We start from the raw sequence: 26850 nt of genomic DNA on the forward strand, positions 1-26850 counted from the left end.
TATATTTATTAATTTTATCAAGACAACACATACCTTGATAAAAATAATTTTACCAAAAGAGCCCAGTTTTGACCTTTACTATTTATTTTTAAACAATAAGAGGAAGCGTTTCCTCAATTAACTCAAACTGTGCTGGTAACTGACCAATGCTTTCACCATCGGCTTCAATTTCTATTTTACTTCCTTCCAATGGCTCAATTTTAATTTTTTTAGCTTGGACATAATGAACATTATTATCCAACAAATGCCCACCTGAATAAATTTTATATAACTTAAACAGTGCGTTTAGCTTTGAAAAATCATTAAAAAAAACCACATCAAATAAACCATCATTCAATTTTGCCATCGGTGCTACATGCATACCTCCACCGAAATATTGTCCACTACAAACAGCCATTAATAGCATCGTGTTTTCAAAAGGTATAGCATCATCGATCTGAATCTTCACTTTGGTGTTATGATAGGTCATCAATCCAATTAAAGAATGTAACAAGTAATTCAGAGTGCCGCCCAGCTTTCTTAACCATTTGCTTTTAGATGCACGCAAAACCACCTGTCCTGACAAACCACAGCTGGCAATGTTAATAAAATATCTCGAAATTTGATTAGCAAAAGTAATTTTTCCAATATCACAATTGATAAATTGATTATGACTTAACCTATCCAGGAACTCGGTCATTTTTTGTTTGGGAAATTGTCTTGTAAAATCACCACCACAACCTGCGTTAAAAAAGGCGATTTTTGTTTGCGGATTTTTTAATTTATCTTTGTCAATTAACCCATTTAAAACATGATTTAAAGTACCGTCTCCGCCAATTATTAACAGACTGTCAGGATTTTCAGCAAGAAGTCCGGCTGTGATTGCTTCAAGGTCATTAACCCTGTTTGATATTCTGTAAATAGTTTGATCGAATAGTGCATGTAACCCAGGCTTTAGAACTTTCCAAACTTTTTTCCCGCGACCACCACCTGCTATAGGATTTATCACAACAGCAATTTTACTCATACCAACGCGGCCAACCGGCAAGCCTGATCAATAGCGTGACGTGCATCAAGCTCTAAAGCTTTATAAGCACCTCCTATTAAATGAACCAATTTACCTGCCATTTTTAAAGGCTCATACAAACTCTTTAATTCTATTTGACCTGCGCAAATCACGATAGAATCAACTTCCAAGACTTGAGGTTTGTCGTCAACAACCAAGTGCAATCCCTGATCATCAATGCGCTCATAATTTACCCCTGAAAGCATTTTGACTTGTTTATGTTTTAAGCTGGAACGATGAATCCATCCGGTAGTTTTTCCCAATCGTTTACCCATTTTTTCTTTTTTGCGTTGTAATAAATACACTTCACGAGGGCTCGGTGCAATTTGAGGTGGTTTTAATCCACCCCTATGTTGTCCGCTAAGATCAATCCCCCATTCATTGTAAAATTCCTCAGAGGTCAACTGATGGTCATGAGTTAAAAATTCAGCAACATCAAAACCAATTCCTCCTGCCCCAATAACAGCAACTCGTGATCCAACTGGTTTGTTTTTAGTAATCACATCAATATAACTTACCACTTTTTCGTGATCTATACCTTTAATCTCAGGAACTCTGGGTATAATTCCACTTGCCAAGACCACTTCATCATAGTCTTTCAGTAATTCCACAGTAGCTTCAGTATTCAAGTGTACATCCACCTTATACTTTTGGAGTTGGTAAGCAAAATAATTCAGTGTGTGCTGAAACTCTTCTTTTCCAGGAATTTTTTTCGCTAAATTAAACTGTCCGCCAATCTGATTTGCTTTTTCAAACAGAGTAATTTTATGCCCTCGTTCAGCTGCCGTTACTGCAAAAGCAAGGCCAGCCGGTCCAGAACCAACTACAGCAATAGATTTTGGTTGATTTGTTGTTTCATAAATCAAGGTTGTCTCGTTACATGCACGAGGATTAACCAGACAAGATGCTGTTTTGTTCACAAAAACTTGATCAAGACATGCTTGATTACAAGCAATACATACATTAACCGCTTTGCTTTCGCCTAATTTTGCTTTTTCTGCAAAGCAGGGATCCGCTAGAAATGGTCTGGCCATAGAGATCATATCAGCGACTCCATCTTCCAATAATTGATTGGCCAACTCTGGTGTATTAATTCGGTTGGATGTAATCACTGGTATTTTAATTTCCGGCTTTAAATGCTGAGTTACTTGAGTGAAAGCAGCTGATGGAACCATCGTTCCTATCGTTGGAATTCTTGCTTCATGCCAACCTATACCTGTATTGATTAAACTGGCACCAGCTTGCTCAATGGCTTTAGCGAGGCTAATCACTTCCTGCCAATTACTCCCCTCCGCCACCAAATCAAGCATGGACAAACGATAAATGATAATAAAGTGCTCTCCTACCGCCTCACGGATGCTGCGAACTATTTCAATGGGAAATCGAATGCGATTGGAATAACTTCCGCCCCATTCATCCCTGCGGTGATTGGTATGAGTTACTATAAACTGGTTTATCAAATATCCTTCACTTCCCATGATCTCAACCCCATCATAGCCAGCCAATTGGGCTAGTCTGGCACATCGAGCAAAATGTTTGATGGTTTTGATAATTCGTCTTTTACTCATTTCCCAAGGCTTAAAAGGGCTAATGGGAGATTTAATACTGCTTGGTGCTACAATAAAAGGGTGATAGCCATAACGTCCAGCATGCAATATTTGCAAAGCAATTTTCCCACCTGCTTCATGTACAGCCTGTGTAATGACTTCATGTCGATGTTGCTCTTTGCTATTAGTCAGCTTGGCAGCAAAGGGAGCCAGACGGCCAGCTCGGTTAGGGGCAAAACCACCCGTTACGATTAATCCAACTCCGCCCTGAGCCCTTTCTCTATAAAAACTTGCAAGGCGATTTAAATTTTCTTTATCTTCCTCAAGTCCAGTATGCATTGAACCCATTAATAAACGATTCTTAATTTGGGTAAAACCCAAATCCAAAGGCTGAAAGATGGCTTTAAAAGGGGTATTATCAATTCTCAATTCCATGAGGACTCTCTGTTTAATAAAAGCTTAAAACATAAAGTATAAACCTTGCTTATTATACAGCAATCATTTTTTACTGATTCAATTAATTTAAAATTCTATCCCAAACTGGATTTACTAAAATGTCGAGGCTGAGGCAATGAGGGTTTGAACGCGAAAATCCGGATTAACCAAATGACTGAATTAAAAATATTTTTAAACCAAAAATTGAAGTTTTTTGTAAATCCTGTGGAATAAATGCTTTTCTTAGATAATACTAAAAATATTAACAGGTTTTGAATAATGTCAGGAAATGATATGAACAAATCAGGAACAATATTAGTTGGAACTCTTTTATTCTCAAGCATGGCTTTTGCGGATGATCTTTCAGCACCAATTTACACAACTGGTCCAAAACCAGTTGCAATAGGTAAAGTAACCTTTACGCAAACCCCATATGGTGTTTTGATTACACCTGATTTAACTAACCTTCCTGAAGGCCCACATGGTTTCCATTTACATAAAAATGCCGATTGTGGCGACCACGGAATGCAGGCTGAAGGACATTATGATCCTCAAAATACCAATAGCCACCAAGGCCCTTATGGTAATGGGCATTTGGGGGATTTGCCTGTTTTATATGTCACAAGTGATGGAAAAGCGATGATACCTACTTTAGCCCCTCGTTTGAAATTAAGTGATATGCACAATTTAGCTGTCATGATTCATGCCAATGGAGATACATACAATGACAATCCTCCACAAGGAGGCGGTGGAGACCGAATAGCCTGCGGTATCATTAAATAATTATGGGTATTTGAAGCAGGTAACCTGCTTCAAATACTGTTATTCATTTAATTCGCCCACAGACATGAACCGCATGTATAACAGCGGTAATACGTCCAACTCGTGCAAGGCATGCATCGGATAAGCCGTGCTCTTTCAATTGACGCGCGTGAGAACTAACACAAGCCCCACAACCATTAAGAGCAGAAACCGCAAGAGACAATATTTCAAAAGTTACCCTGTCTACCCCAGGATTCATCATTCCTTGCATCCGCAATCCTGTAGGAATGTGCTCAATTTCCTTAATTTCAGTTAAATGAACAAAGCGATAGTAAATATTAGTCATCGCCATAAGACTTGCCGCAAGTTGTGCTGCATGCACAATCTGTTCGTTGTGAACCAATTCTTTAAGTCCTTTAATTAGAACCTCATTGCCTAAAGAATAACTGACTGCTAATGCAGAACCTAAAATTTGCTGCTCACTCAATCCATCACTTTGCTCCAGATCCAGAACCTTACTCAAATTCAAGCGAATATCTTTAGCCACTTCCGGTATGCTTTCTTTAACATTCTCTAACATGATTGATGCCTCTTATTTCAATTTATTTAATATGAATTGTTTCTTCGCCTTTTTTCCAGTTACAAGGACAAAGTTCATCGGTCTGCAAAGCATCCAGAACTCGTAATACTTCTGCCGGGTTACGCCCTACGTTTAAATCCGTAACCATCACAAAACGAGTAACTCCCTGGGGATCTACAATAAATGTTGCTCGTTGAGCAACCCCCTCCTCGTCATCCAATATACCCAAATTAGCTGTCAATTCTCGTTTAACATCAGCCAGCATAGGAAATGGCAAGTTTTTTAAGTCCGGATGCTGATTTCTCCAGGCCAAGTGTACAAATTCACTGTCTGTGCTTCCACCTAGAATTTGAGCATCCCGATCGGCAAACTCTGAATTTAACCTTCCAAACTCCGCGATTTCGGTAGGGCAGACAAAGGTAAAATCTTTAGGCCAAAAAAATACGACTAACCATTTACCCTGATACGTTTCATTAGAAATAACTTGAAATGCATTGTTGACCTCATTAGCCACTGTTGCTTTAAGTTGAAATTTTGGAAATTTGTTGCCTACCGTAATCATAAATTTTCTCCTCATTAAATTAACACAATTGTCATTATTAAATTTAGGTGAAATCATTTAATAAATAAAATCAATTGTTTTTATTAAAACAATAAATATTATCAATTGAACCAAAAATTATTAATCCATTTTGCAAAATATTTGGCTTTTGTGTTTTTATAAACTACTTTTAAAGAAGGGCCGGTGGAGGAATATTGGTATGGAAGACCCTTTTTCTGTATTGCTAAAATCACTACAATCAGTATTTCATTTAGAAGCAATGAGAAATGGCAAATATACCTTTCCCGCAGTTCAACATCTTAAGGAAGCTACCGAGAACTACGATCCAAAAGCCAGAAATACTTTTATTGAACTGCTTAGAGCAATTAGAGAAGCCCTGCCCTATATTGAAAAATGGCGGATTAATTTTAATATAATCAGAAAATCCATGGATGCTCTGGCCAAATTGCACCACATGCCAACCATTGACTGGAATCAAGTCTTATCTCATCCAAAGGTATCTCCACGATTTCAATTCAGTGCACTGAATCATTCTCATCATGAACATGATTTAATAACCTGGCTTGCAAAAAAGACAGGGAAGCCCTTTACTCAATTGGATCATACTGAATTAACCCAAACACTGGTTGACCACAGGGATAGGCTTGGGTTTAGCCAAAGATTAAGCAATCACTTAAAAAAAGACCCTGATTTTTTATATAATATCATTCTCAGGTCAGAAAGAAATTTCATCAAAATTTCTCAAACCCGCTTAATCCTCTACTTAACAGACGAACAACTCGCCAGAGCTATAATTAAGCATATTCCCGTTTTGACTCATAAACGAAAAGAACCCTTCGAACAAATAGAACAATTGATTCATACCCTCAATGAAATATTATCCAATGGTCGTTCAGTATCAACTCTTTTACGAAATGCAGACGCTAAACTCATCCTGGAGAATTCACCGATATTTCAAATGTATTTGAGTGAGGAATATAAAAACAGACATCAACATCCCAATAAAGGCTCTGATTTACAAAAAAACGAGTCATTGAAACCAGGTTTATAAAACAAGAATTATAACACCCTGCCCTGAAAATTCAGAAAGCAGGGTAATTAGCAAAAACAACAAGATAAAATCTATTAATAATTGATCCAGTCTGATTAATCCAATAATCCCAAAGATTTGACCGTGTCGCGCTCACTTCGTAATTCGTTTAAAGTGGCATTAAATCTCTCGTGCCCAAAATCATTGAACTCCAGGCCTTCAACTACTTTTAATTCACCACGCTCTCTGCGGCATGGGAAAGAGAATATCAAACCTTCATCGACTCCATACTCTCCCTTTGAGCGACGGCACATTGAAAATGATTCACCAGCAGGAGTATCAGTAACCAAATGATTAACCCCAGTAATAATCGCATTGGCGGCAGAAGCAGCAGAAGATGAGCCCCGTGCCTTGATAACTGCGGCTCCTCGCTGTTGAACGGTTGATACAAAAGTCTCTTTTAACCAGGTTTCATCATTTATAACTTGCGCTGCAGAAATCCCATTGATTTTTGCGTTATAAAAATCAGGATATTGGGTAGAGGAATGATTACCCCAAATCGTCATTTGAGTCACTGCAGTAATATCTACGCCTGCTTTTTTGGCCAATTGAGTACGGGCTCTTAACTCATCCAATGTGGTCATTGCATAAAAGCGATCAGAAGGGACATCTTTCGCATGATTCATGGCAATCAGGCAATTGGTATTGCAAGGATTTCCTACAACAAATACCCGGACATCATCACTGGCATAATCATTAATCGCTTGGCCTTGTTTGGTAAATATGCCACCATTGATTTGTAATAAATCAGAACGTTCCATGCCTTGTTTCCGTGGAACTGAACCAACTAATAAGGCCCAGTTAACTCCATCCATTGCCTTATTCAAATCTGCGGTACAAACAATGCGTTTTAATAAGGGGAATGCGCAATCATCAAGCTCCATAGCCACTCCTTCCAGAGAGGGGAGTGCCGGCTCAAGTTCAAGTAAATTCAATTCCACTTCAGTATTTGGCCCAAACATTTGACCGGAAGCAATACGAAACACCAAGGCATAACCTATTTGCCCTGCTGCACCTGTGACAGCAACTCTTACTCGATTATTTGTCATATTATTTCCTCTTATTCAACCACTCTTTAACTAAAAATAACGCAGCAATACTGCGCGCCTCGGTAAAATCTGGTTTTTCCAATAGCTCATTAGCAGCGTGTAAAGGCCACTCTACTGTTTCAGGAGGTTCGGGCTCATCGCCTGGTAAGGGCGAGAGGTACAAGCCCTCCGCAACAATGAGTTCAATGCGAGCTCCAAAATAACCCGGAGCCAATGACATAGAGCGTATCCAGTGCAGCTCTCTTGCTGCAAACCCCGTCTCTTCACGTAACTCTCTGTTCGCTGCCTCTATAGGGGTTTCATTTCTGTCTATAACTCCCTTGGGAAAGGACAATTCATAAGAATCAGTACCTGCGGCGTATTCCCGGACTAATAATAATGATTCTCCAGGAGTCAATGCAACTATTAACACTGCCCCATGACCATGACTTTTAATCCGCTCATAGACCCTCTGAGCCCCATTGGAAAATTCCAGATACATTTCTTCAACTGTAAACAACCGGGATTGGGCTATCACGGTTCTTTGCTTACATTTTGGTTTATTCCGCATCAATGGTCATCACTTAATTTTGTAGCAAAATTGCTACCATGATACTATTGCATTCCCTAACAAGCCAGTTTAAAAATTGTAATGCTTCCGTTATCCTTGTACATTCATATTCCCTGGTGCATCAGAAAATGCCCATACTGTGATTTTAACTCACACAAAAGCCCTGATGTTTTACCTGAACACCAGTATATTCAAGCCTTAATTGAAGACCTTAAAACCGATATATCCTCATACAATGCCCGTGAAATTAACTCCATTTTTATTGGTGGAGGTACACCCAGTTTATTTTCAGCCGAAGCTTATAACAACTTATTTAATGAATTAAAGTCCTTACTTCCCTTTGCAAAAAATATTGAAATCACAATGGAAGCGAATCCTGGTACTGTAGAACAACATCGATTTACTGATTATAGACAATCAGGAATCAATCGTCTTTCTTTGGGAATTCAAAGCTTTAATCCCAATCATTTAAAAATTCTTGGCCGTATTCATGATGAGAAACAGGCTCATTCAGCCATAGATACCGCTCGTAAAGCCGGTTTTGATAACCTGAATCTTGATATCATGCATAGTTTACCTAATCAAAGTGTGGTACAAGGATTACTAGATCTTAAGACTGCTTTATCCTATCAACCTGAGCATTTATCATGGTATCAATTAACCATAGAACCGAATACTGTATTTTACAAGCATACTCCTCCCCTGCCCTCTGAAGAAGAGGATTACTTACTGGAGGAGCAAGGATTTGCCCTGTTATATGATTACGGATATCAACGCTATGAGATTTCTGCCTTTTCCAAGCCCGAAAAACAAGCCAGACATAATATCAATTATTGGCTGTTTGGTGATTATTTGGGCATAGGTGCAGGTGCTCATGGGAAAATAACAAGCCCAAACGAAGTAATACGGACCCGTAAGCATCGCCAACCAAAAGATTATCTGGATAATGAAAAGCCTTTTCTGGCTGCTCGGGAATCCATTAAAGGAAAAGAATTGTTATTTGAGTTTATGCTGAATACAACCCGGCTTGAGCAATCCATACCCTTTGACTTATTCACTACTGCGACAGGATTAGAACTTAATCAGCTTTTACCCTTACTTGAATTAGCCAAGAACAAACAATTGATAAGTTTAACAGAGACTCATTGGCAAGTAACGCCATTAGGCAGGCAATATACCAATGATTTGCAATCCCTGTTTCTGCCTTAGTTCTCTGCTTCAAAAATAATTAACCTTCACTTCATTGTAGAGAACGGATAAGGGCAGGCGGTTTATATCCACCCATTAATTGCTCAACTCGTTCTGCAATTGCCAGTGCGGTAGTATCTTTCCAGCGATTAGCGGCTATTAATACATTAATGGGTAACCCCTCAGTTGAAGTTCCACATCTTATGCTGACCGTTGGAAATCCGCTTAAGTTGTGTGTCATCGCGTAGGAAAAATCGCGGATTTCTTTAATCCCAATCCCATGAGGTTTTGCTACTTTTGGAAACACTGGACTGATCAACGCATCATAATCTTGCATAAATGAGGCTAATTCCAAACGAAATAAATCGATTTCACGCATACGTTGTTGCAATTGAGTCACCGAGAATTGAGATTGTTCTGCTTGACGCAAGAACTCTTGTAACTCCCATGACAGATTGTTAACCCCTAACTCCGATAACATATTTTTAAATCCTGCTCCTCGATCACCCCCGAGAAAAAGCTCCCAGTGCAAATCAAAAGCCTTACTGACACATTGAGGTCGTAACTCCCTAACTATGGCCACATCATCTTGCAAAACCAAGGCAGCTGATTGAACAACTTCTTGTATTTCCGCATCAACCGGCGTAAAACCATTTTCTGTGAAATAGGCTATGCGTAATTTTTTAAGTGGTATAGCTGGGGTAACAGGAACAGGATTTGTATAAGGATCATATTGATCAGGACCAGCAAGCACGGAGAGTCCTAAATAGATATCACTGACAGAACGAGCCATGGGCCCGAAAGAAATTAGACTGCCTATAAGACCATAGGAATCTCCACCTACAGAGCCTGTATGAGGAAGATGGCCATGTGTTGGCTTCAATGCAACAATGCCACAACAATGAGCAGGCTGCATCAAACTACCCCCTCCATCAGAACCCAAAGCAAAAGGAACGCCTCCTGATGCAATCAAAGCAGCCGAACCTCCACTGCTTCCTCCACTGGTTCTAGTCAAATCATAGGGATTATTGGTTCGTCCAAAGATTAAATTATCCGAATCACCTCCACGACATAATTCTGGAACATTGGTCAAGCCAAGAATAATTGCGCCTTCCTTTTTTAGTCGAGAAACCAATGTCGCGTCATGTACCGCTTTTTCTCCCTTATAAAATCCTGAACAAGCCGAAGAACAAATTAGCCCTTTCACATACAAAGCGTCTTTTATGGCAACTGGTAACCCCATTAGCCTGTTCAAACTTTTTTTCGACGCGATACTCTTGTCAATTTCTTTTGCCTGCTTTAAGCATTCCTCCGGGGGAACACGTTCCGTGAGCGCATTGATTACAGGATTGATCTTATCAATATGGTTTAAATGCGCCACCATGACCTCTACGGCCGAGAGTTCCTTCATTTTAATGCGGCGAATGATTTCTGTTGCTGAAAGGAGATGAATGGCATCCATAGCTTTAGTAAAATTCCCTTAAATAATGAAACAGATTGTTAGTGAAACATCGAATAGGCCTAAAAATCAACTTTCAGTATCCGTCTCAAACTATTGCAAATAGCTCAAATTTTATGGAACATCCACTTTTTTAGCAATATGGACTATCTTTTTGGTTCAAATTATACCAACCATGTCTTCAGTTTGCATAAACAAGTCAATTCCCACACTCATTCCAGCATTAATCATGGAATTAAATTGAAATAACATGAAATGAATTCTATTATCTAGTCTTGGTAAATTTTCTATCTTAAAATTGCCTGTCAATTAAGATTGTTTGATAATAAAAATTATTCCCGAGTAAGGAGAGATCGGTGGCGCTTTTTATATTTCTAATATTAGTTGGTTATTTAATGGGCTCCATTAATTCAGCTATCATCGTGTGCCGTACGTTCGGACTACCCGACCCAAGAGAAGAGGGCTCAAAAAACCCAGGGGCTACTAATGTACTTCGTCTTGGAGGGAAACAATACGGCATCCTGGTCATGGTATGCGATGCTTTAAAAGGTATACTTCCTGTAATCATAGCCCAATATTTAAGCGGTGAACCTGTAACCATTGCCTTTACTGCCTTAGCAGCAGTTGTTGGTCATATGTACCCTGTTTTCTTTCATTTTAGAGGTGGAAAAGGAGTTGCTACAACAATAGGAGCCTTGTTGGCGTTTCATTTTGTAATTGGGGTCATGGTTGGCGCAACCTGGTTACTGGTAGCGAATTTCTGGCGCTATTCCTCTTTAGCATCAATAATTTCTATCACTTTAGCTCCCTTTTACTCATTAATATTGGTGGGTAATCTCAATATATTTCCCCCCTTATTCATGATAACCATTCTGGTCCTATACAAACACCGAGATAATTTTAACCGTTTGATAGATGGAAAAGAACCTAAAATCAAATTTAAACATAGTGTGATAGAAGAAATAATGGACGCTTCACCGGCCACTTCTGTAGAGCAGGAGTTTCCCGGCAAAGAAGTCATTGATACGCATATCGAAGAAACAATAAAGACAGAACAAGCTGAGGCCGTAAAAAAGCCGAAAGCCAAAAAAACTACAACAAAAACAAAAAAGACAAGCAGCACAGAAGAAACAGCTAAAAAACCGAAATCAACCAAGCCTAGAACGAAAACTGTCAAAGAAAAGGAATAAGGCACAAATACTCTTCTTAATACACAAGCATTGTAACGGATGATAATGAGCATCTGCCAAGATGCGCCGAAGACAACCTGCCCTTGAACGCCCGTATTCGAGTGCAGGTTGACAGATCATTACGACTAAAAAAGCGGAGTGTACAGATTGGTACATGAGCATTTTTTAGGGTAATGATCTGACAAGATACACCCAAGACGATTTACCCTTGAACGCCCGTATTTGAGTGCAAGTTGTCAGATCATTACGACTAAAAAAGCGGAGTGTACAGATTGGTACATGAGCATTTTTTAGGGCAATGATCTGGCAAGATGCGCCGAAGACGGGCGTTCAAGCGAGGGGCCAACGAGGTTTGACTACAACACCCCACCCCTCATCACTCTCCCCTCGCAACATTCGTAAACATCCCGCATAAGCAACCATTGCACCATTATCTGTGCAATATTCCAGGGCTGGGAAGTACACTTCCCCTTGAATGTCTTTAATCCATTTTTGCAAAGCGCTACGCAACGCTTTATTGGCTCCTACCCCACCTGCTACCACCAGGCGCTTCGATTGAGATTCTTTGATGGCTCTTTTGCATTTGATGATTAATGTTTCGACTACTGCTTGTTGAAATGCTTTTGCAATTTCTGAACGGTCGTTTTCTTTTTTTGCACTTTGATTCCAGGTATTTAAGGCATGAGTTTTTAGCCCGCTGAAACTAAAATCCAAACCTGGCCTGTCAGTCATGGGGCGGGGGAATTGGTAGGGTGTTGATAAGCATTGATCGGCTAAATTTGCCAACACGGCTCCACCAGGATAGGGAATCCCCATCAGCTTGGCTGTCTTGTCAAAAGCTTCTCCTACTGCGTCGTCGAGAGTGTCTCCTAATAATCGATACTCGCCAATGTTGTTTACTTCTATCAGTTGACAATGACCGCCGGAAACCAACAGAGCAATAAATGGAAAATCCAGAGATGGAGTTTCCATTTTTGCGGCTAAAAGATGGGCTTCCAAATGATGAATTGCCAATGCTGGAATATTTAAGGCATAGGCGAGACTTTTGGCAAAGCAAGAGCCAACTAACAAAGCACCAATTAATCCAGGTCCTGCGGTATAGGCTATTCCGTCCAATTGGTTTTTACGAATTTGCGCTTTAGTTAGTACCTCATCAACCAAAGGAATTAAATAATTCACATGATCTCTTGAAGCCAGTTCTGGAACAACACCGCCATGGACACGATGAGTAGCAATTTGTGAATGCAGGGCGTGGGATAATAATCCTGATTCTGAATCATAGACAGCAACACCTGTTTCATCACAGGAAGACTCTATACCCAATACAAGCATGAACTACCTCAATAACCGAAATCAACTTTCCAGATCTTAATCATTTTTCAATTATATCACAGACAAAAGATACCATTAAACTAAAGAACAATGTCTTGATAATTTGCTAAAATAGCAAGAAACGTATAGATTAATCTTGACGAGTGGAAAATCTAGCACTAGAATTGCCCACCTATTAAGATTAAATAACCAGAGGACTAGTTAATGCCTACCGTTCGTGTAAAAGAAGGCGAAAACCCAGAATATGCACTACGACGTTTCAAACGCTCTTGTGAAAAAGCCGGTATTTTAACCGAATTACGTCGCCGTGAGTTTTATGAAAAACCAACCGCAGAGCGTAAGCGCAAGCAAGCTGCTGCAGTAAAACGTCATCTTAAAAAAATATCTCGTGATGTTAGCTCAAAACGAGGTGTTGGTCACCGACGTAAAAAAAGCACTACCTGATCTAATTTTTCAAGATTGACTGCACTAGAAAGCAAGTTTGCATAAGGCACTTAAACAGTGCCCTGATTTGGAAGCTCTGTTATTTTTAATTGTTTTTATTTGAAATTGGCCTTCGTGGCAGTTTCGGTAGTAAATCGCAGCTCGTCCTATATTACACCAAGGTCACATCGTATGTGACCTTTTGTTTTTTAAGGAATTAAAATGACTATAAAAGAACAAATCAATAATGACATTAAAGATGCTATGCGCGCAAAGGACAAAAACTTGCTCAATGCTTTACGCTTAATTAGTGCTGCTGTAAAACAAATTGAAGTCGATGAGCGCATTGAAGTAGATAATGAGCGCATGTTAGTCATCCTGGACAAAATGTCCAAACAACGTAAAGAATCTATTGCCCAATTTGAAAAAGCAAACCGGGACGATCTGGTTGCTCAGGAACAATTTGAGTTGGATGTCATTGCAAAATACCTGCCTGAACCTTTAACAGACGATGAAATTGATGCGTTAATCAGCGACGCGATTAAGTCTACTGGCGCTGAAAAAATGTCTGATATGGGTAAAGTCATGGCTATCCTTAAGCCAAAATTACAAGGACGAGCGGACATGGCTCAAGTCAGCGCCCAGATAAAGGCGAAATTAAGCTGAGATCCAATATGTCTGGCTTAATCCCACAGCCATTCATTGATGATCTATTACACCGAACTGATTTGGTGGAATTGATAGACGGCTACGTTCCTTTGAAAAAAAGAGGCAACAGTCATATTGCGTGTTGCCCTTTTCATAATGAGAAAACCCCATCATTCAACGTCGTTGCGAAAAAACAATTTTATCATTGTTTTGGTTGTGGTGCCTCAGGTAACGCCATCAGTTTTATCATGAATTATCTGAATCAAGGTTTTACCGATGCCGTGGAAACCCTTGCGACTCGCTTAGGCTTAAGTGTCCCAAGGGATGGTACAGGAGAGAAACATAAATCATCTCTCAATCTCTATAATCTCATGACAGAAGTCAGCCAATATTACCAAAAAAAATTAAAATATAATGGACAAGTGGCAATTGACTATCTTCGCAGCAGAGGTCTTAGCGGGGAGATTGCCAAGCGATATCATTTAGGCTACGCGCCTGAGGGTTGGCATAACCTGGAAAAAGCTTTCCCCAACAATCAACGCGAACTATTGAGCACTGGTATGCTCATTAAAAGCGATGACGGTAAAATTTATGACCGATATCGTAACAGGATTATGTTCCCTATCCACGACAGGAACGGGCGTGTAATAGGCTTTGGTGGCCGTGTACTCGATAAAGACCAAAAACCCAAATACCTTAACTCACCCGAAACAGTACTTTTTCAAAAAAGTCGTGAGTTATATGGCTTACATCAAGTCCTGTCTCAGCAGAAAAATCCCGACAGTATTATCGTTGTTGAAGGTTACATGGATGTCATTGCCTTGGCACAGCATGGCATTTTTAATGTGGTCGCAACCCTGGGAACTGCCACCAGCACATTCCATATACAACTACTGGCAAAACATACCAAACATCTTATTTTTTGCTTCGATGGCGATGCTGCGGGCAGACAAGCAGCCTGGCGGGCATTGGAGAGCAGTTTACCGCATTTGAATGCAGGGCTGGATGCTGGATTTATTTTCTTGCCTGCTGAGCATGACCCGGATAGCCTGGTAAGAAATGAAGGAAAAAACGGTTTCCTGGAACTCTTGCGGCAAGCAACCCCGCTCCACCGCTTTTTCTTTGATACTTTAAGTAAAGACATTAATTTGTTGAATCCCGCAGGAAAAACGCAGCTGATCAACGCCGTGAAACCCTATTTACAAAAAATGGTTGAAGGATCATACAAGCAGTTGCTTATTGATGACTTGGCACGTTTGACTCATATCGAAAGCCATCGCTTAAATAATTTGATTACTGAAAAATCTGAAAGCAAACCAGAAGTACAAGCCGCTATTTCTCGCTCGCCTCTACGTATTGCTATCGCGCTCCTCTTACAAAACCCCGAAATTTATTCTGTAGCAATACAACAAATCAACCCCGAGCTGCTCAATGAACAGGAGCATCATATTTTATTGAAATTATTGCAACAATTAAAAGACAATCCCAATGCCAATACTGCTACACTCATTGAATTCTGGCGCAATAGCAGTTATTTTGAATTGATAGTTAAATTAGCGGCCTGGGATCATCAAGTACCAGACCAGGAGTTGATTAAAGAATTTATTGATGTCTTATTATTTTTACAAAAGCAAAATCGTGAGATATTGATACGGCAATACATAGAAAAATCCAGAAAAATTGGTTTAACAGAAAATGAACGGCTCAACTTACAAAATTTGTTAAAGGAAAGACATGGGCAAGCTGAAATTGAAAAATAAAAATACTGAAATGCTGGTATGTTGGAGCTACCCAGTTTATAATTTAAAACTTTTTGTAATTTCCCATTGTTCCAACAGAAGTGCCTATGACCATGAATGACCAAGATCAGCAAAGCTCACAAATTACGAAAGTCATTAGCCTGGGTAAAGAGCAAGGTTATTTGACTTACAGTCAAATTAATGACTTATTACCTAACATTGTGGATACAGAGCATTTTGATGTAATCATTAGCATGCTGGAAGGCATGAACATCAAAGTTTTTGAGCTTCCACCCAGTGAAGATGAACTTGCGCTCTTATTAAATACTGAAGAAGTACCAGATATTGAAGAAGCAGCGATGGTACTCGCCTCTGTGGATAAAGAAACAGGTAGAACAACTGACCCGGTGCGTATGTATATGCGCGAAATGGGCACAGTAGAACTGCTGACTCGTGAAGGTGAAATCCGCATTGCCAAACGCATTGAAGAAGGAATATACCAGGTTCTAAAATCCTTGGCGCATTATCCGGAAACAGTGCAACTGGTTCTTGAGGATTATGATCGTTTCCTTGTCGAAGAAATTCGTCTTAATGAAATCATTAGCGGTTTTGCTGATGTTGATGAAGAAATAGCACCAGCCACCAACATTGGTTCCATGCTTGATGAAGAGCAACAGGAAGATATTCTTCTTGATGTGGATGAGGAAGATGAAGACGGAGAAGGCGGCATCTCTGATGTGGATGACGGACCCAATCCTGAGCAAGCAAAAGCTTACTTTGATGAATTGCGTGAAGCCTTTGACAAGGCAATGAAAGCTCTTAAAGAGCACGGCCGTACGAATAAAAAAACGGTGGAGTTGCTCGATTCCATGTCTGAATCTTTTCTGAAGCTCAAATTGACTTCCAGACAAGTGGATAAATTAACTCGCCATTTTCGCCAATTGCGTAATCATATCCGCGAATTTGAGAGAAGCATTATGCGTCTTTGTATCGAAAAGGCACGCATCCCCAGAAAATTGTTTATAGATACCTTCCCTGGCCAGGAAACTGACCTGAGCTGGTTAGAAACTATTATCAGCAAACACGCCAAAAAACTTGATCTTGAGCGTATTGAAGAATACCGGGAAGAAATACTACGCTTACAATCCAAGCTGGCCTCGTTTGAAATAGAATATGGTTTAACAATCAGTGAAATCAAAGACATTAACCGCAAGATGTCTATTGGCGAAGCCAAAGCAAGGCGAGCTAAAAAGGAAATGGTTGAAGCTAACCTGCGTCTTGTGATTTCTATCGCCAAAAAATATACCAACCGTGGTTTGCAGTTTCTTGATTTGATCCAGGAGGGCAACATTGGCTTGATGAAAGCAGTCGATAAATTCGAGTACCGACGTGGCTATAAGTTTTCTACCTATGCAACCTGGTGGATTAGACAGGCGATTACACGATCCATTGCCGATCAGGCTCGTACTATCCGTATTCCGGTTCATATGATTGAAACCATCAATAAACTCAATCGTATTTCTCGCCAAATTTTGCAAGAAACTGGCCGGGAAGCAACACCGGAAGAATTGGCCGAGAAAATGGAATTGAGTGAAGATAAAATTCGCAAGGTTCTGAAGATAGCCAAAGAACCTATTTCCATGGAAACCCCTGTCGGTGATGATGACGATTCTCATCTGGGTGATTTTATTGAGGACAACAACATTGAATCCCCCATCGATATGGCTACAGCAGAAGGTTTAAGAGAAGCCACTTTAGAAATACTGGAAACTCTGACCCCACGCGAAGCCAAGGTTCTCCGTATGCGTTTTGGTATCGAAATGAATACAGACCATACACTGGAAGAAGTCGGTAAACAATTTGACGTAACCCGCGAACGCATTCGCCAAATCGAAGCAAAAGCACTACGCAAATTACGCCATCCTTCACGTTCAGAAAAGCTAAGAAGCTTCCTTGAAGGAGATGAAGGTTAATTTAATGACTGTTTTTATAAACAGTCATTAAAAAAATATAAAAAATAGTAGAAGATTAAATAAATTAAGTTTAAAATGACCCCCTCTCCGGGCCCATAGCTCAGTTGGTCAGAGCAGCGGACTCATAATCCGTTGGTCCTAGGTTCAAGTCCTAGTGGGCCCACCAATAAAATCAAGTAGTTACGGTAGTTTTTTGAAAATTCGAAAAAGTCGTGTAGACGCAATGTAGACGGATTCTTTAGGGAAAAAAATTATGAGACGTGACTGGGATGTCATTAGAAATATCTTAATAAAGATTGAAAACCTAGAAACTAATACTTATTTACAGCTTAAAAACTTCCCTGAATCAGAACATAATAAAATTTCCCATCATATTGAGTTGTTATGTGATGATAACTTGATTGAGTGTAATATTCATAAAACAACAGCTGGTCGACCCTATGATTTCCATGTTAGCAGACTAACATGGAGAGGACATGAGTTCCTTGACTCAGTTCGTTCAGATACAGTTTGGAGCAAAACAAAAGAAGTGTTTAAAAACAAAGGTGTTGATATGGGATTTAACCTGATAATCGCTACTGCACAAAAAATTGCTGGAACCTTGTTATCTTAGAACTATAATAGCCAATCAAGTCTAGTGAAAGCTAACTGCTATGCTTACAACTGATAAAACTAACGCTCCAACGGATAACCAAATACTTGTTTTAAACCTTCTGTGATCATTTAAAAGTTCCGCTAGTATTGACACCATTAATGGAAATTGAATTACATGAATATCTGTACCCAGCTTAATCTCAAATAATGGGGTTTTATCAAAACTATGTTTTTTATTCAGATAGTGATAGATACGTCCAAATATCAATTACTCATCCGTTCTTAAAATTTCTGCTATTTTTTTAATCTCAATTGGAAGATAAATTTTTTCCTCGCGGGTTTTATTTTCTGGAGAATAATTGAGAAAATCTTCTAAATATAAACTGTATATGGTTTCCAGAATTTTCATATCTGTGGGGATACCATTTCCACCAAATTTATTTTTTAACCAGCAATAAATCTTATTTGTCCCTTTTTTGATTTGACACATTATTATTCCTTTATCTATTTGAAAACGCTGTTAACCCATTGCACAAATTCAGTCATGTTCATTAAATCGATTCTGCGCTTCGAAACATCTAACTCTCTTAAATTAAATTTTTCACAAGATTCACGAAGCCATTCTATAGCCCCAGGTTTTGCACCACCGCCATCAAGTAAAATAATAATATGAGGCTCAATCATTTTTTCAGAGCAGTTCAAAAATAAATAAGGAAGCTTTTCGTCAACGCTCCCTGAAACCTGTTGCCATTTACATTCAATCCTAGTGTTCAAATTGTATGCTTTGGACATTAATACAAATTCTGTAGCACTAGCATGCTTATAAAGCCCTTCATAGGGAACATTTTTCAATAATAGTTCATCACCATAGCTAGATGGATTCAATTTCCAATCTTTATAACGGACAACAGTAAATCCCTTTTTGGTGAGAGCGAACTCGACTAGTCCTTCGAGAACCCCTCCACTACTATTTGCATATGAACCGCCTTGTTTCATAACACGCCCCTAATTAAATAAGGCAAGTACTTCACGTGCTCGACCTCTAGTACTTCCGTTACAACTTATACTACGTTGCACGTCAAAACTTAGGATGCTTGATCCTTGATATAAATTCTGAGTAAACGCCGTATCATGATTCGATAAAATGACTGGAATTCCCTTAGCAGCTAGTTCTTTTGCTAGCTCAACTAATCTTCTTTGGTCTTCTGATCCAAAGTCAGTAGAATGATATTTTGTAAAATTTGCCGATGCAGATAACGGTACATATGGGGGATCACAATAGACTACATCTCCTTTTGTAGCTTCATTCATAATTAAGCTATAGTCAGCACATTTAAACTCTGCCTTTTCTGATTTTTGAATGAAAGTTAGCATTTCGTTTTCTGGAAAATAAGGCTTTTTGTAATCGCCAAAAGCCGTATTGAACTTGCCAGAACTGTTGTAACGCATTAGGCCATTAAAAGCATGACGATTAAGGTAAAGAAATAATGCAGCCTTCAAGTAGCTGTCTTTAGTAGAATTAAACTCCGAACGCAACGTTAGGAAAGTTGATTTTTTATTAAATTCATCACTAAAAAATTGCTTACAAAAATGAATAAAATCATGCCGTTCAGACTTTAAGTGCTCAAATAAATTAATGAGATCAGCATTGATATCAGCAAGAAGAAACTTGTCATAGTCCATATTTAAAAATACCGCTCCAGAACCTACAAACGGCTCAATCAAACGAGCCCCCTTAGGTAGGCTGGCTCGAATCTTATTTATTATCTGAAACTTACCACCAGCCCATTTTAAAAATGGCCTAATAGGAACTATTAAAGCCTGTTCATTGTTTTTTCTCATTATTTGTCCTTTTTATCTAATTTTAGTCTAGTTTAGAAAATCAGGACTCATTTGTGCTCTATAATTAAACAGTGGCGTCTTGCCTTATTATTATTTTTCCTCTGAGCAATTGCTGTGATGAAGGGCAATAATGCTCTAAGAGGGCTTGGACTAATCCAAGAAAATAATAAAGGTGTTTTATGCTGAACAAGCTAAAAACCGTTTTTGTAAGACAACATTGGAGAAAGCTATCAAGCTTCCCTGTTCATGTTCGTGCTTACTGGCGGTCACAATCAAGTAGGCGTTAAGTCTACATAAGGCGTTTTCGCCACCCCCTTTGGGGCAAAGGAGTCAATAAATATGGATATTATTGCAGCGAGTAGCCTGTTTGCGTGCAAACGGGAAAGCCAAACTAAGATTTCTAAAAAACATAAGGTATTATTTGCAACCCTTAAAAAATTACACGGGACAAAAGGGACAAGTGGGTCACCCGCGCTAGGACTGGGCTATAGCCGTCCCCACCTCAAATTACCTACGTGGGGCATAGGGGACATTTTAGATTTGGTTATTATCATCAACGATCATAAAGTAAAGCTTTTTCCTTCTGTTTGTTATAGATACTTTGTATCTTTTGATAAAACTCTGGATATTGACTTTTAACTTGATTGGCAACGGCCTTATTAGTTAATAATTGTCGTGACATCGTTGTAATTTGTTTATCCGCTTTTTCAGCAAAGTAACCAGTCATTCGCTGTCGCTTATTGATAAGGGTCTCAAGCTCACCGAGTTGGGGAAAATCTTTCTTCAAAGTTTCAAAGGATTGATGTGATATTTTGTAAGCTTTATTCTCAGGCATTGTTGCATCAACTTTAAGTGCTTCCTGTCTAGCATCTGCTCTCGCCTCCCCAATATCCTGTAATTTACCCTGTTTCCTTGCTTTCAAAAGATAAGCCTCATAATTAACGATAAAGTTATAAGCTTGTTTTATCTTATGCCCTACTCCAACAATATGATTCACGGCTCTACTAATTAATGAATCAGAATCAAAACCTGCTCGAGTAGCAAAATCCAGAGGCCAGTCAATAACGTTATCTTTGGTACTGCTACGGGATAAAGTTTGTTTTAATGCCTGTACTGTTGGGTGATTTTCTTGATCTGCATAGATATTCAATTGTTCTTTATGTCGTGTCATTGCAACAAAACTTAGATTTCTATCCCAATATTTGCTATCGATGAGAACGCGCACTTTCTTGGCGGTCATGCCTTGGGATTTATGAACGGTCAGCGCGTAGGCATAATCTAGGGCCTTATATTCTCTAGGAATAGTGAGTAACTCACCGCTATCTAATTGAACGCTCATTTGCTGGGAACTTATTTCTTTAACGGTTGCTGTGTCTCCATTCCGAACACCTAGAACTTTGTTGTTTTCTCTAAACAATAATCTCTCACCCGTTGATATCTTGAGGCTCCGCTCTAATCCTTGATAGACGATGTTTTCTTCACCAAGTTTATTCTCAGCAATTAACGATTCACGAGCCAAATCATTGAGCTGATTAACTGCTTTTCTGGTATAGGACAACATGATGGTGTCCGCCATATTCGTTATCTCAAGATCTTGTTTCCAGCCTGTAACTACTTGCTCTATAGCTTGCAGCTTGGTATCGGTAATTGTTATAGCGCCCTTGTCCTGATAATGTTGAATGGCTTTGTCTATATCTCCTTTGGCTAAATCAAGGCTTGCTTGCCTATCCCCCAAATCTTGTTGTCGTTTAATATTTTCAATCTCAATATAACCCGTGCGAGCAGCTATACCTCTGAATATTTCACCCTTTTGAATGGGTTTTAATTGATCTGGATCACCAATCAACACCACCTTGCTGCCTGCCTTGTGTGCTTCTTTAATCAAGTACGCTAGACTTGCAAAATCAACCATACCAGCTTCATCGATAATCAGGACATGCTTATCACTTAGCTGCATCATATTATTGGCTAATCGATAGGATAACGACTTTATAGTAGACGATTTAATGCCTGTTTCACTTTGTAACGCTTTGGCAACTTTGCCTGATAATGCCGCACCAATTACTAGTTGATTAGCTTGCTTATAAAATTCATTTACTGGCTTTAATAGATAGCTTTTCCCAGTTCCAGGGCGTCCTATAACAACCGCAATATCTGGGCTTTGGGTAATGTAGTGAAATGCCTCTTTCTGCTCCTCACTCAAAGTGTATTGCTGAGCAAGGTAATCTATCGATTGATTATTACGGTGCTTATTAGAGCGCATCATGTTTTCTATATCATCTAATAGGCCCGCTTCTTCGAGAAAATGACTTCGAGTTGTATAAGAAACTTTTCCCTTACTATTCTCCCCTAACAAAATTACATCCTTATCACTTAAGACCTTTTCAACAAACTGTAAATATTCTTGCGGGTTATTAGATGGACTAAAGGTCTTAAATAAAAGACGCTCTACGTCTCTTCTTGTAAATACACTATGTTGTGAAGACAGATGCTCAATCACATGGTTAATATTATCCCGCGTCATTTCCATGCGGGCTTGTTGAATCAATTGATTTTCTTCTTGTAAATAATGCGCAGATGAATTACGTTGTTGGCCTCTGTGCCTCTCGGAAATTAAATGATTAGCATCCACTTCTAAATCAAGATTCTGTTCAACAAAATATTCATTCTGCATCTCACGCCACAACTCACCCCAATAATCATTTTCTACAATAAAGCCTTTTGCAAAAGTAGGATTCAGATCACGTGCTTTATATTTAGAAAATTGTTTTCCTTCAAGTCGACGAGTGGGAATTAAAATATGAGCATGCGGATTACCATCACCATGATCATGAATAGCGATATCAGCTGGCAAACCATTCTCAACAAAATGAGTATGAGCAAATCGTCGGGTTAAATCAATCTGCTGTTCTCGATTCAATTCTTTGGGCAAAGCCAAAACAACATCTTTACATAGCTGCGCATCAACTCTTTTTTCAGCAGTCTCAACAGCACTCCACAAAATCGAGCGGTCTGAAAATGCAGAATCTGAATTGTTAGGCAGTAACACTTCTGAAAAAACGACATCCTGACGATGAGAAAAATCGTGAGTTAGTCCGGTGCGTTCATCAACTAACTTGATCCCAGCCCGATAAGAAATCGCAGCAATTGCACTATGACCTTTTGATCTGGAATGAATTGAAACTCTAGCAAAAGCAATAGCCATGAATACACCTATTTTAAAGTGATCCATCGGTTGCTTTTAAAAAGAAAAACCCTTGTCCATTAAGGATTTTGTTTTGACCTGATTTTTATAATCTAGCAAACATTCGAATGAATGTATATTGCGCCCTTTGCTTTTCGCTTCGGGATAAACAAATCAGATACTCATACCTTTTTTGTAGATCAATTTATTTGCCATTAGACTAACCGTAGTTTTCATGTAAATTAATTAGTTAATATATTAGGAAATTTAAAATAGATAAATTAACCAGTCCATCAAACTAGGAATGCTATAATACAAACTAATGTGTCAAAGATTCCTATCAAAATTAATTAGGGGAATCATTGTAAAGTGACGACATATAAATAAAGCAGCACTAAATTGAAACTTTTATCTTTCAGTTATCTTAAATAAGGATATTTGATGAAAAAAAATAAACGTTATGAGAGAACTAAATTTCCAAGCAACGTTATTATTAAATGTATAGATATAATTAAGACCGATTTACCAATATACCATTCGGTCTTTTCAGTTTCTTTTGATAATGAAGAATGGGAATATGACTCTTTTGATGAGTATGTTTCCGATTACAATAAAGATTGTTCACGTTCTTCTTTATTACTCATCTTTCAAGATGAAAAATCAACAAATAGAGATGTGTTCAATCTAAACTTTGATGAGGATAGAACAAGAATTTCTTTTGAATCTAACTCACGAGACCAGATAATTAAAATCTTCAATATATTCGAAGAAAATGCAAAATCATCATTATTACCAGAGTCAAAAAATAATAATATTATTAAAGATGAGTTAGTTGTTTATATTGGACATGGACATGATCAAGATTGGAAAATAGTCAAAGAAGAATTACAAGACAAGCATAATATAAAAATAGAGGCATATGAAACAGGAGCTAGAGCTGGCCATACGATTAGGGATGTTTTAGAAGATATGTCTAATAAAAGTCATTTTGCAATTTTAGTTTTCACCGGAGAAGATGTTCAAAAAGATGACAAGATACGTGCAAGGCAAAATATAATTCATGAAGCTGGTCTCTTTCAAGGCAGACTGGGATTTAATAAAGCAGTAATAGTTATGAAAGAAAACGTGGAGATGCCTTCAAATTTAGATGGTATACAGCAAATTAGATATACAGATAATATTAAAGAAACGATCAGTGAGATATTGGCAACTATTTCTAGAGAATTTTCTTAATATTTAGCACACAAAGTTAATCGAATTGCTGCTTAGTAATTAAGAGTTAAGCGCCCGAATTGACGAGACAGGAAAAATATTTTTGTCTATTAGTTAGTGATTCGCGCATAGCGAACCACATAGTTGGTTAACAATAAAAACACTACCCACCCCAAATCTTATCTGTAAACTTATACAACCTAGGGGTACCGACACCTTTAATACGAGGTTTATGAGTTGCCTTTCCATCAGGAGCAGGAATAATCCAACCCGCATTGAGCAAAGTTCTGGTTACCATTTTCTGCTCGAAGCCTTTACAAAGCTCATTTTTATAAGCTTCAGGTAGCACCATAAACTGGCGATATTCCGCTTCATCTACCTCATAAAAACCAACACGGTTATGAATGCGCTCGTTATTTGGGTCTTTTACATTATCAAAACGACTGGTACCATAAGTTTCGAAGAATGCGCGTACTTGGGAGAATATTGCTCTGTCTTCTCGATTGCCTTCTGTGCCAAAGGTTTCTTGCCATGATTCGAAACATTTTTTTGCAGCACTGAAGGATTCTCCGCTTTGCCATCCCGTTAGGCCAAACTGGGTGGCAAGCTCTCCTGCTGTTGCTACTAGGGCAAATCGTCTAGCAACTCGGATGGCTTGACCTGTAGGTTCTTGTCCTACTACCTTATCAACAAATTGCTTAATGATATTGCTTATCACAGGAATAAGCGTCTTGCGATTGGATACTATGTTTTGTAGCCATGCCATACCCACCGCGCCATAACATTGAGCGGCTGATTCTTTAAGAGCTAATGCCATGGCTGCCGGATTGATGTGGCTGTGGATCTTATCAAACAATCCCATGCCTAAACCTGCATCGGCTTCAATATCTGCAAGACGTATTTCCTGACCTGCATTAGCTCGAAGCCCCGCTTTTGCCATCAAGGAAGTTAATGACTCTTCGCCAGCCGATAAAAAAATCAATGACCAACGCGAGGATTGCTTCACCGTTCCCGCGCGTGATGCTCTAGTTTTTCCTTGACCATTAGCCAGCAGATAAGCAGCCTCCCCAACCTCTCTTGGGTCAACCTGACTCAGCTCATCAAGTATCAGTAATCCATCATTATGCAAGGCGGCTAATCCTTCTAGGCCATTGGTAGTACTGCGCCATAATCGACAATAATTTTCTGGGTTTCCCCAGACTGATGCTGCTACTTTTAAAGCGGTACTTTTCCCAGATGAAGAGGCACCTCGCAAATGAAAACCGCCTGAATCTTCCCCTACTAACTTTGCTAAACTAGGCGCAAAGGCGGCGGCAATAGCAAAGATTAAACGCGAATTACCTGATGCTAAATGCCCAATTGAATCTCGCCATTGCTTTACTGTCCCCGATGAAGATAATGCGGGTTCAATAGCATTGGTGTTTTGGAAAACTATTTTTTCTTCACTGTTGCCAATACATTCATTGGCAGTAACGAAAATATCTCCATACCAGCCTAATCGTTCAACACAACGAGCGCGATCTTCAACCGGAACAACCTGTAAATAGGAAGTCATTAAATCTCGCGCCAGTTTATTGGGGGATATAGCTAATCCAAGTCTTGCCAATTCACGCCTGACATCAGAGGCATCACCTTGCAACAAGGCTAATGGCATGGCCCATTGATGGATAACCCCATCATCATCGAGCCATTCGAGTAAACGACCCCATTCCCCACTTTTGGCATCGCGAGTTTTAGCAACAACATGCAATGGGGAGCAAATCCAACGAGGCGACAATTGACTGCCATCCTTATCAGTACCTATGAACCACAGTCCCTTCTCGTTTTGTCTGAAATGACCGCCACCGTATTCACAAACGATTGGGCGATTTTGGGAAATATTGGCTAATGTTACCACTTGATTTTGTGACATAAGAAAATCTCCAACGCGAGTTCGAAGAAGGAGTTATGTTAGATAAACAGTTCCTTCTTTGAATCGTTAAAAAACAAAAACCGTTATACGTTAACCGCTGAAAGCAATTGACCTTCGTCACTGGTTGAACGATACACTCGTTGTTGTTGGATAAATTCTTGAACCTCACTTTTGCGATACAAGACCTTGCGACCAATTTTCAAATACGGAATACCCGTACCTGCCCATCGATTGCGTTCGAGTAACTGAGTTGAGCAGCTCAATACCGCGGCAATGGTTTGTTGGCTAAATAAAGCAGACTCTGGAGCTGATTCAAATTCGTTTAATAGATCTAGGCGAGATATATTTATTACTGACATAGTGGAACCTCTTAAAATTGATCATTCATTGCAACTGTATGTTGCGCCTATCCTGCATCCTGCTGCATCCAGCGTAATGAATATCAACCTTTATCCAGCTCCATCGCAGATAAATTGTTTATGGTGATATACGTTTCCATTAATTCCTAAGCTTTTACTTCTACCGTTCCATTTA

At 39.1% G+C, this 26850-nt stretch carries 24 protein-coding genes and 1 tRNA gene; 11 read left to right on the forward strand and 14 right to left on the reverse strand.

Annotated features, from left to right (window positions below):
* Positions 1-88: 88 nt before the first annotated feature.
* A complete protein-coding gene (locus tag EL201_RS11780) occupies positions 89-1006 on the reverse strand; it encodes a diacylglycerol/lipid kinase family protein (protein WP_027222441.1) in 918 nt (305 codons plus the stop codon).
* Positions 1003-3027: an oxidoreductase gene (locus EL201_RS11785; RefSeq protein WP_027222442.1), complete on the reverse strand. Its 2025-nt coding sequence runs from the start codon at positions 3025-3027 to the stop codon at positions 1003-1005. The genes EL201_RS11780 and EL201_RS11785 overlap by 4 nt, the downstream gene beginning before the upstream one ends.
* A 294-nt stretch (positions 3028-3321) precedes the next feature.
* On the opposite strand from EL201_RS11785, the gene EL201_RS11795 reads away from it, so the two are divergent.
* A complete protein-coding gene (locus EL201_RS11795; protein WP_027222443.1) occupies positions 3322-3810 on the forward strand; it encodes a superoxide dismutase family protein in 489 nt (162 codons plus the stop codon).
* A 43-nt stretch (positions 3811-3853) separates the two neighbouring features.
* On the opposite strand, the gene EL201_RS11800 is transcribed toward EL201_RS11795, so the two are convergent.
* Both EL201_RS11800 and EL201_RS11805 read right to left on the reverse strand, forming a co-directional pair.
* Positions 3854-4369 (reverse strand): carboxymuconolactone decarboxylase family protein, encoded by a 516-nt coding sequence (locus EL201_RS11800; protein WP_027222444.1) that lies wholly within the window; start codon positions 4367-4369, stop codon positions 3854-3856.
* A gap of 22 nt (positions 4370-4391) precedes the next feature.
* Positions 4392-4931 carry a peroxiredoxin gene (locus EL201_RS11805; RefSeq protein ID WP_027222445.1) on the reverse strand — a complete coding sequence of 180 codons (540 nt, stop codon included), beginning with the start codon at positions 4929-4931 and terminating at the stop codon, positions 4392-4394.
* Between the two features lie 130 nt (positions 4932-5061).
* Here EL201_RS11805 and EL201_RS11810 point away from each other — a divergent pair, with 130 nt between their 5' ends.
* On the forward strand, positions 5062-5982 hold the full coding sequence (locus tag EL201_RS11810) for a hypothetical protein (protein ID WP_080273102.1): 921 nt from the start codon (positions 5062-5064) through the stop codon (positions 5980-5982).
* Between the two features lie 95 nt (positions 5983-6077).
* Here EL201_RS11810 and EL201_RS11815 read toward each other — a convergent pair whose 3' ends face one another.
* Together EL201_RS11815 and nudE are read right to left on the reverse strand one after the other, a co-directional pair.
* Positions 6078-7070: a malate dehydrogenase gene (locus tag EL201_RS11815; protein ID WP_027222447.1), complete on the reverse strand. Its 993-nt coding sequence runs from the start codon at positions 7068-7070 to the stop codon at positions 6078-6080.
* Position 7071: 1 nt separating this feature from the next.
* On the reverse strand, positions 7072-7620 hold the full coding sequence (gene nudE / locus EL201_RS11820) for an ADP compounds hydrolase NudE (protein ID WP_027222448.1): 549 nt from the start codon (positions 7618-7620) through the stop codon (positions 7072-7074).
* 81 nt (positions 7621-7701) lie between these two features.
* On the opposite strand from nudE, the gene hemW reads away from it, so the two are divergent.
* Positions 7702-8829, forward strand: coding sequence for a radical SAM family heme chaperone HemW (gene hemW / locus EL201_RS11825; RefSeq protein WP_027222449.1), 1128 nt, complete (start codon positions 7702-7704; stop codon positions 8827-8829).
* 31 nt (positions 8830-8860) lie between these two features.
* Here hemW and EL201_RS11830 read toward each other — a convergent pair whose 3' ends face one another.
* On the reverse strand, positions 8861-10270 hold the full coding sequence (locus EL201_RS11830) for an amidase (protein WP_027222450.1): 1410 nt from the start codon (positions 10268-10270) through the stop codon (positions 8861-8863).
* Positions 10271-10623: 353 nt separating this feature from the next.
* On the opposite strand from EL201_RS11830, the gene plsY reads away from it, so the two are divergent.
* A complete protein-coding gene (plsY, locus tag EL201_RS11835) occupies positions 10624-11457 on the forward strand; it encodes a glycerol-3-phosphate 1-O-acyltransferase PlsY (RefSeq protein ID WP_027222451.1) in 834 nt (277 codons plus the stop codon).
* Between the two features lie 330 nt (positions 11458-11787).
* On the opposite strand, the gene tsaD is transcribed toward plsY, so the two are convergent.
* The gene (tsaD, locus tag EL201_RS11840) at positions 11788-12789 is read right to left on the reverse strand and encodes a tRNA (adenosine(37)-N6)-threonylcarbamoyltransferase complex transferase subunit TsaD (RefSeq protein ID WP_027222452.1); all 1002 of its coding nucleotides are present in this window, start codon (positions 12787-12789) and stop codon (positions 11788-11790) included.
* Positions 12790-12993: 204 nt separating this feature from the next.
* On the opposite strand from tsaD, the gene rpsU reads away from it, so the two are divergent.
* From rpsU to EL201_RS11870, 6 genes are all read left to right on the forward strand, one after another.
* Entirely contained in the window at positions 12994-13233 is a 240-nt protein-coding gene (gene rpsU, locus EL201_RS11845; protein ID WP_027222453.1) for a 30S ribosomal protein S21, read from the forward strand.
* Positions 13234-13434: 201 nt separating this feature from the next.
* Positions 13435-13878, forward strand: a complete 444-nt coding sequence (locus EL201_RS11850; protein ID WP_027222454.1) for a GatB/YqeY domain-containing protein — start codon at positions 13435-13437, stop codon at positions 13876-13878.
* 8 nt (positions 13879-13886) lie between these two features.
* A complete protein-coding gene (gene dnaG / locus EL201_RS11855) occupies positions 13887-15620 on the forward strand; it encodes a DNA primase (RefSeq protein ID WP_027222455.1) in 1734 nt (577 codons plus the stop codon).
* A gap of 86 nt (positions 15621-15706) precedes the next feature.
* Positions 15707-17572 carry an RNA polymerase sigma factor RpoD gene (gene rpoD, locus EL201_RS11860; protein ID WP_027222456.1) on the forward strand — a complete coding sequence of 622 codons (1866 nt, stop codon included), beginning with the start codon at positions 15707-15709 and terminating at the stop codon, positions 17570-17572.
* An 89-nt stretch (positions 17573-17661) separates the two neighbouring features.
* Positions 17662-17738 (forward strand) — tRNA-Ile (locus EL201_RS11865).
* An 87-nt stretch (positions 17739-17825) separates the two neighbouring features.
* Positions 17826-18185 carry a DUF2513 domain-containing protein gene (locus EL201_RS11870; RefSeq protein WP_027222457.1) on the forward strand — a complete coding sequence of 120 codons (360 nt, stop codon included), beginning with the start codon at positions 17826-17828 and terminating at the stop codon, positions 18183-18185.
* A gap of 249 nt (positions 18186-18434) precedes the next feature.
* Here the strand turns inward: EL201_RS11870 and EL201_RS11875 are convergent, their stop codons facing one another.
* From EL201_RS11875 to traA, 4 genes are all read right to left on the reverse strand, one after another.
* On the reverse strand, positions 18435-18656 hold the full coding sequence (locus EL201_RS11875; protein ID WP_027222459.1) for a hypothetical protein: 222 nt from the start codon (positions 18654-18656) through the stop codon (positions 18435-18437).
* Between the two features lie 14 nt (positions 18657-18670).
* Complete coding sequence (locus tag EL201_RS11880) at positions 18671-19162, reverse strand: PD-(D/E)XK nuclease superfamily protein (RefSeq protein WP_027222460.1); 492 nt, start codon at positions 19160-19162, stop codon at positions 18671-18673.
* A gap of 9 nt (positions 19163-19171) precedes the next feature.
* Entirely contained in the window at positions 19172-20008 is an 837-nt protein-coding gene (locus EL201_RS11885) for a Dam family site-specific DNA-(adenine-N6)-methyltransferase (protein ID WP_032828924.1), read from the reverse strand.
* A gap of 553 nt (positions 20009-20561) precedes the next feature.
* The gene (gene traA / locus EL201_RS11890) at positions 20562-23213 is read right to left on the reverse strand and encodes a Ti-type conjugative transfer relaxase TraA (RefSeq protein WP_027222462.1); all 2652 of its coding nucleotides are present in this window, start codon (positions 23211-23213) and stop codon (positions 20562-20564) included.
* 420 nt (positions 23214-23633) lie between these two features.
* On the opposite strand from traA, the gene EL201_RS11895 reads away from it, so the two are divergent.
* The gene (locus EL201_RS11895) at positions 23634-24425 is read left to right on the forward strand and encodes a TIR domain-containing protein (protein ID WP_027222463.1); all 792 of its coding nucleotides are present in this window, start codon (positions 23634-23636) and stop codon (positions 24423-24425) included.
* A gap of 142 nt (positions 24426-24567) precedes the next feature.
* Here EL201_RS11895 and EL201_RS11900 read toward each other — a convergent pair whose 3' ends face one another.
* Positions 24568-26316, reverse strand: coding sequence for a DUF927 domain-containing protein (locus EL201_RS11900; RefSeq protein WP_027222464.1), 1749 nt, complete (start codon positions 26314-26316; stop codon positions 24568-24570).
* An 83-nt stretch (positions 26317-26399) separates the two neighbouring features.
* Complete coding sequence (locus EL201_RS11905; RefSeq protein WP_027222465.1) at positions 26400-26675, reverse strand: helix-turn-helix domain-containing protein; 276 nt, start codon at positions 26673-26675, stop codon at positions 26400-26402.
* Positions 26676-26850 lie beyond the last annotated feature (175 nt).

It is taken from the genome of Legionella pneumophila subsp. pascullei (assembly GCF_900637585.1).
Lineage (GTDB): Bacteria > Pseudomonadota > Gammaproteobacteria > Legionellales > Legionellaceae > Legionella > Legionella pascullei.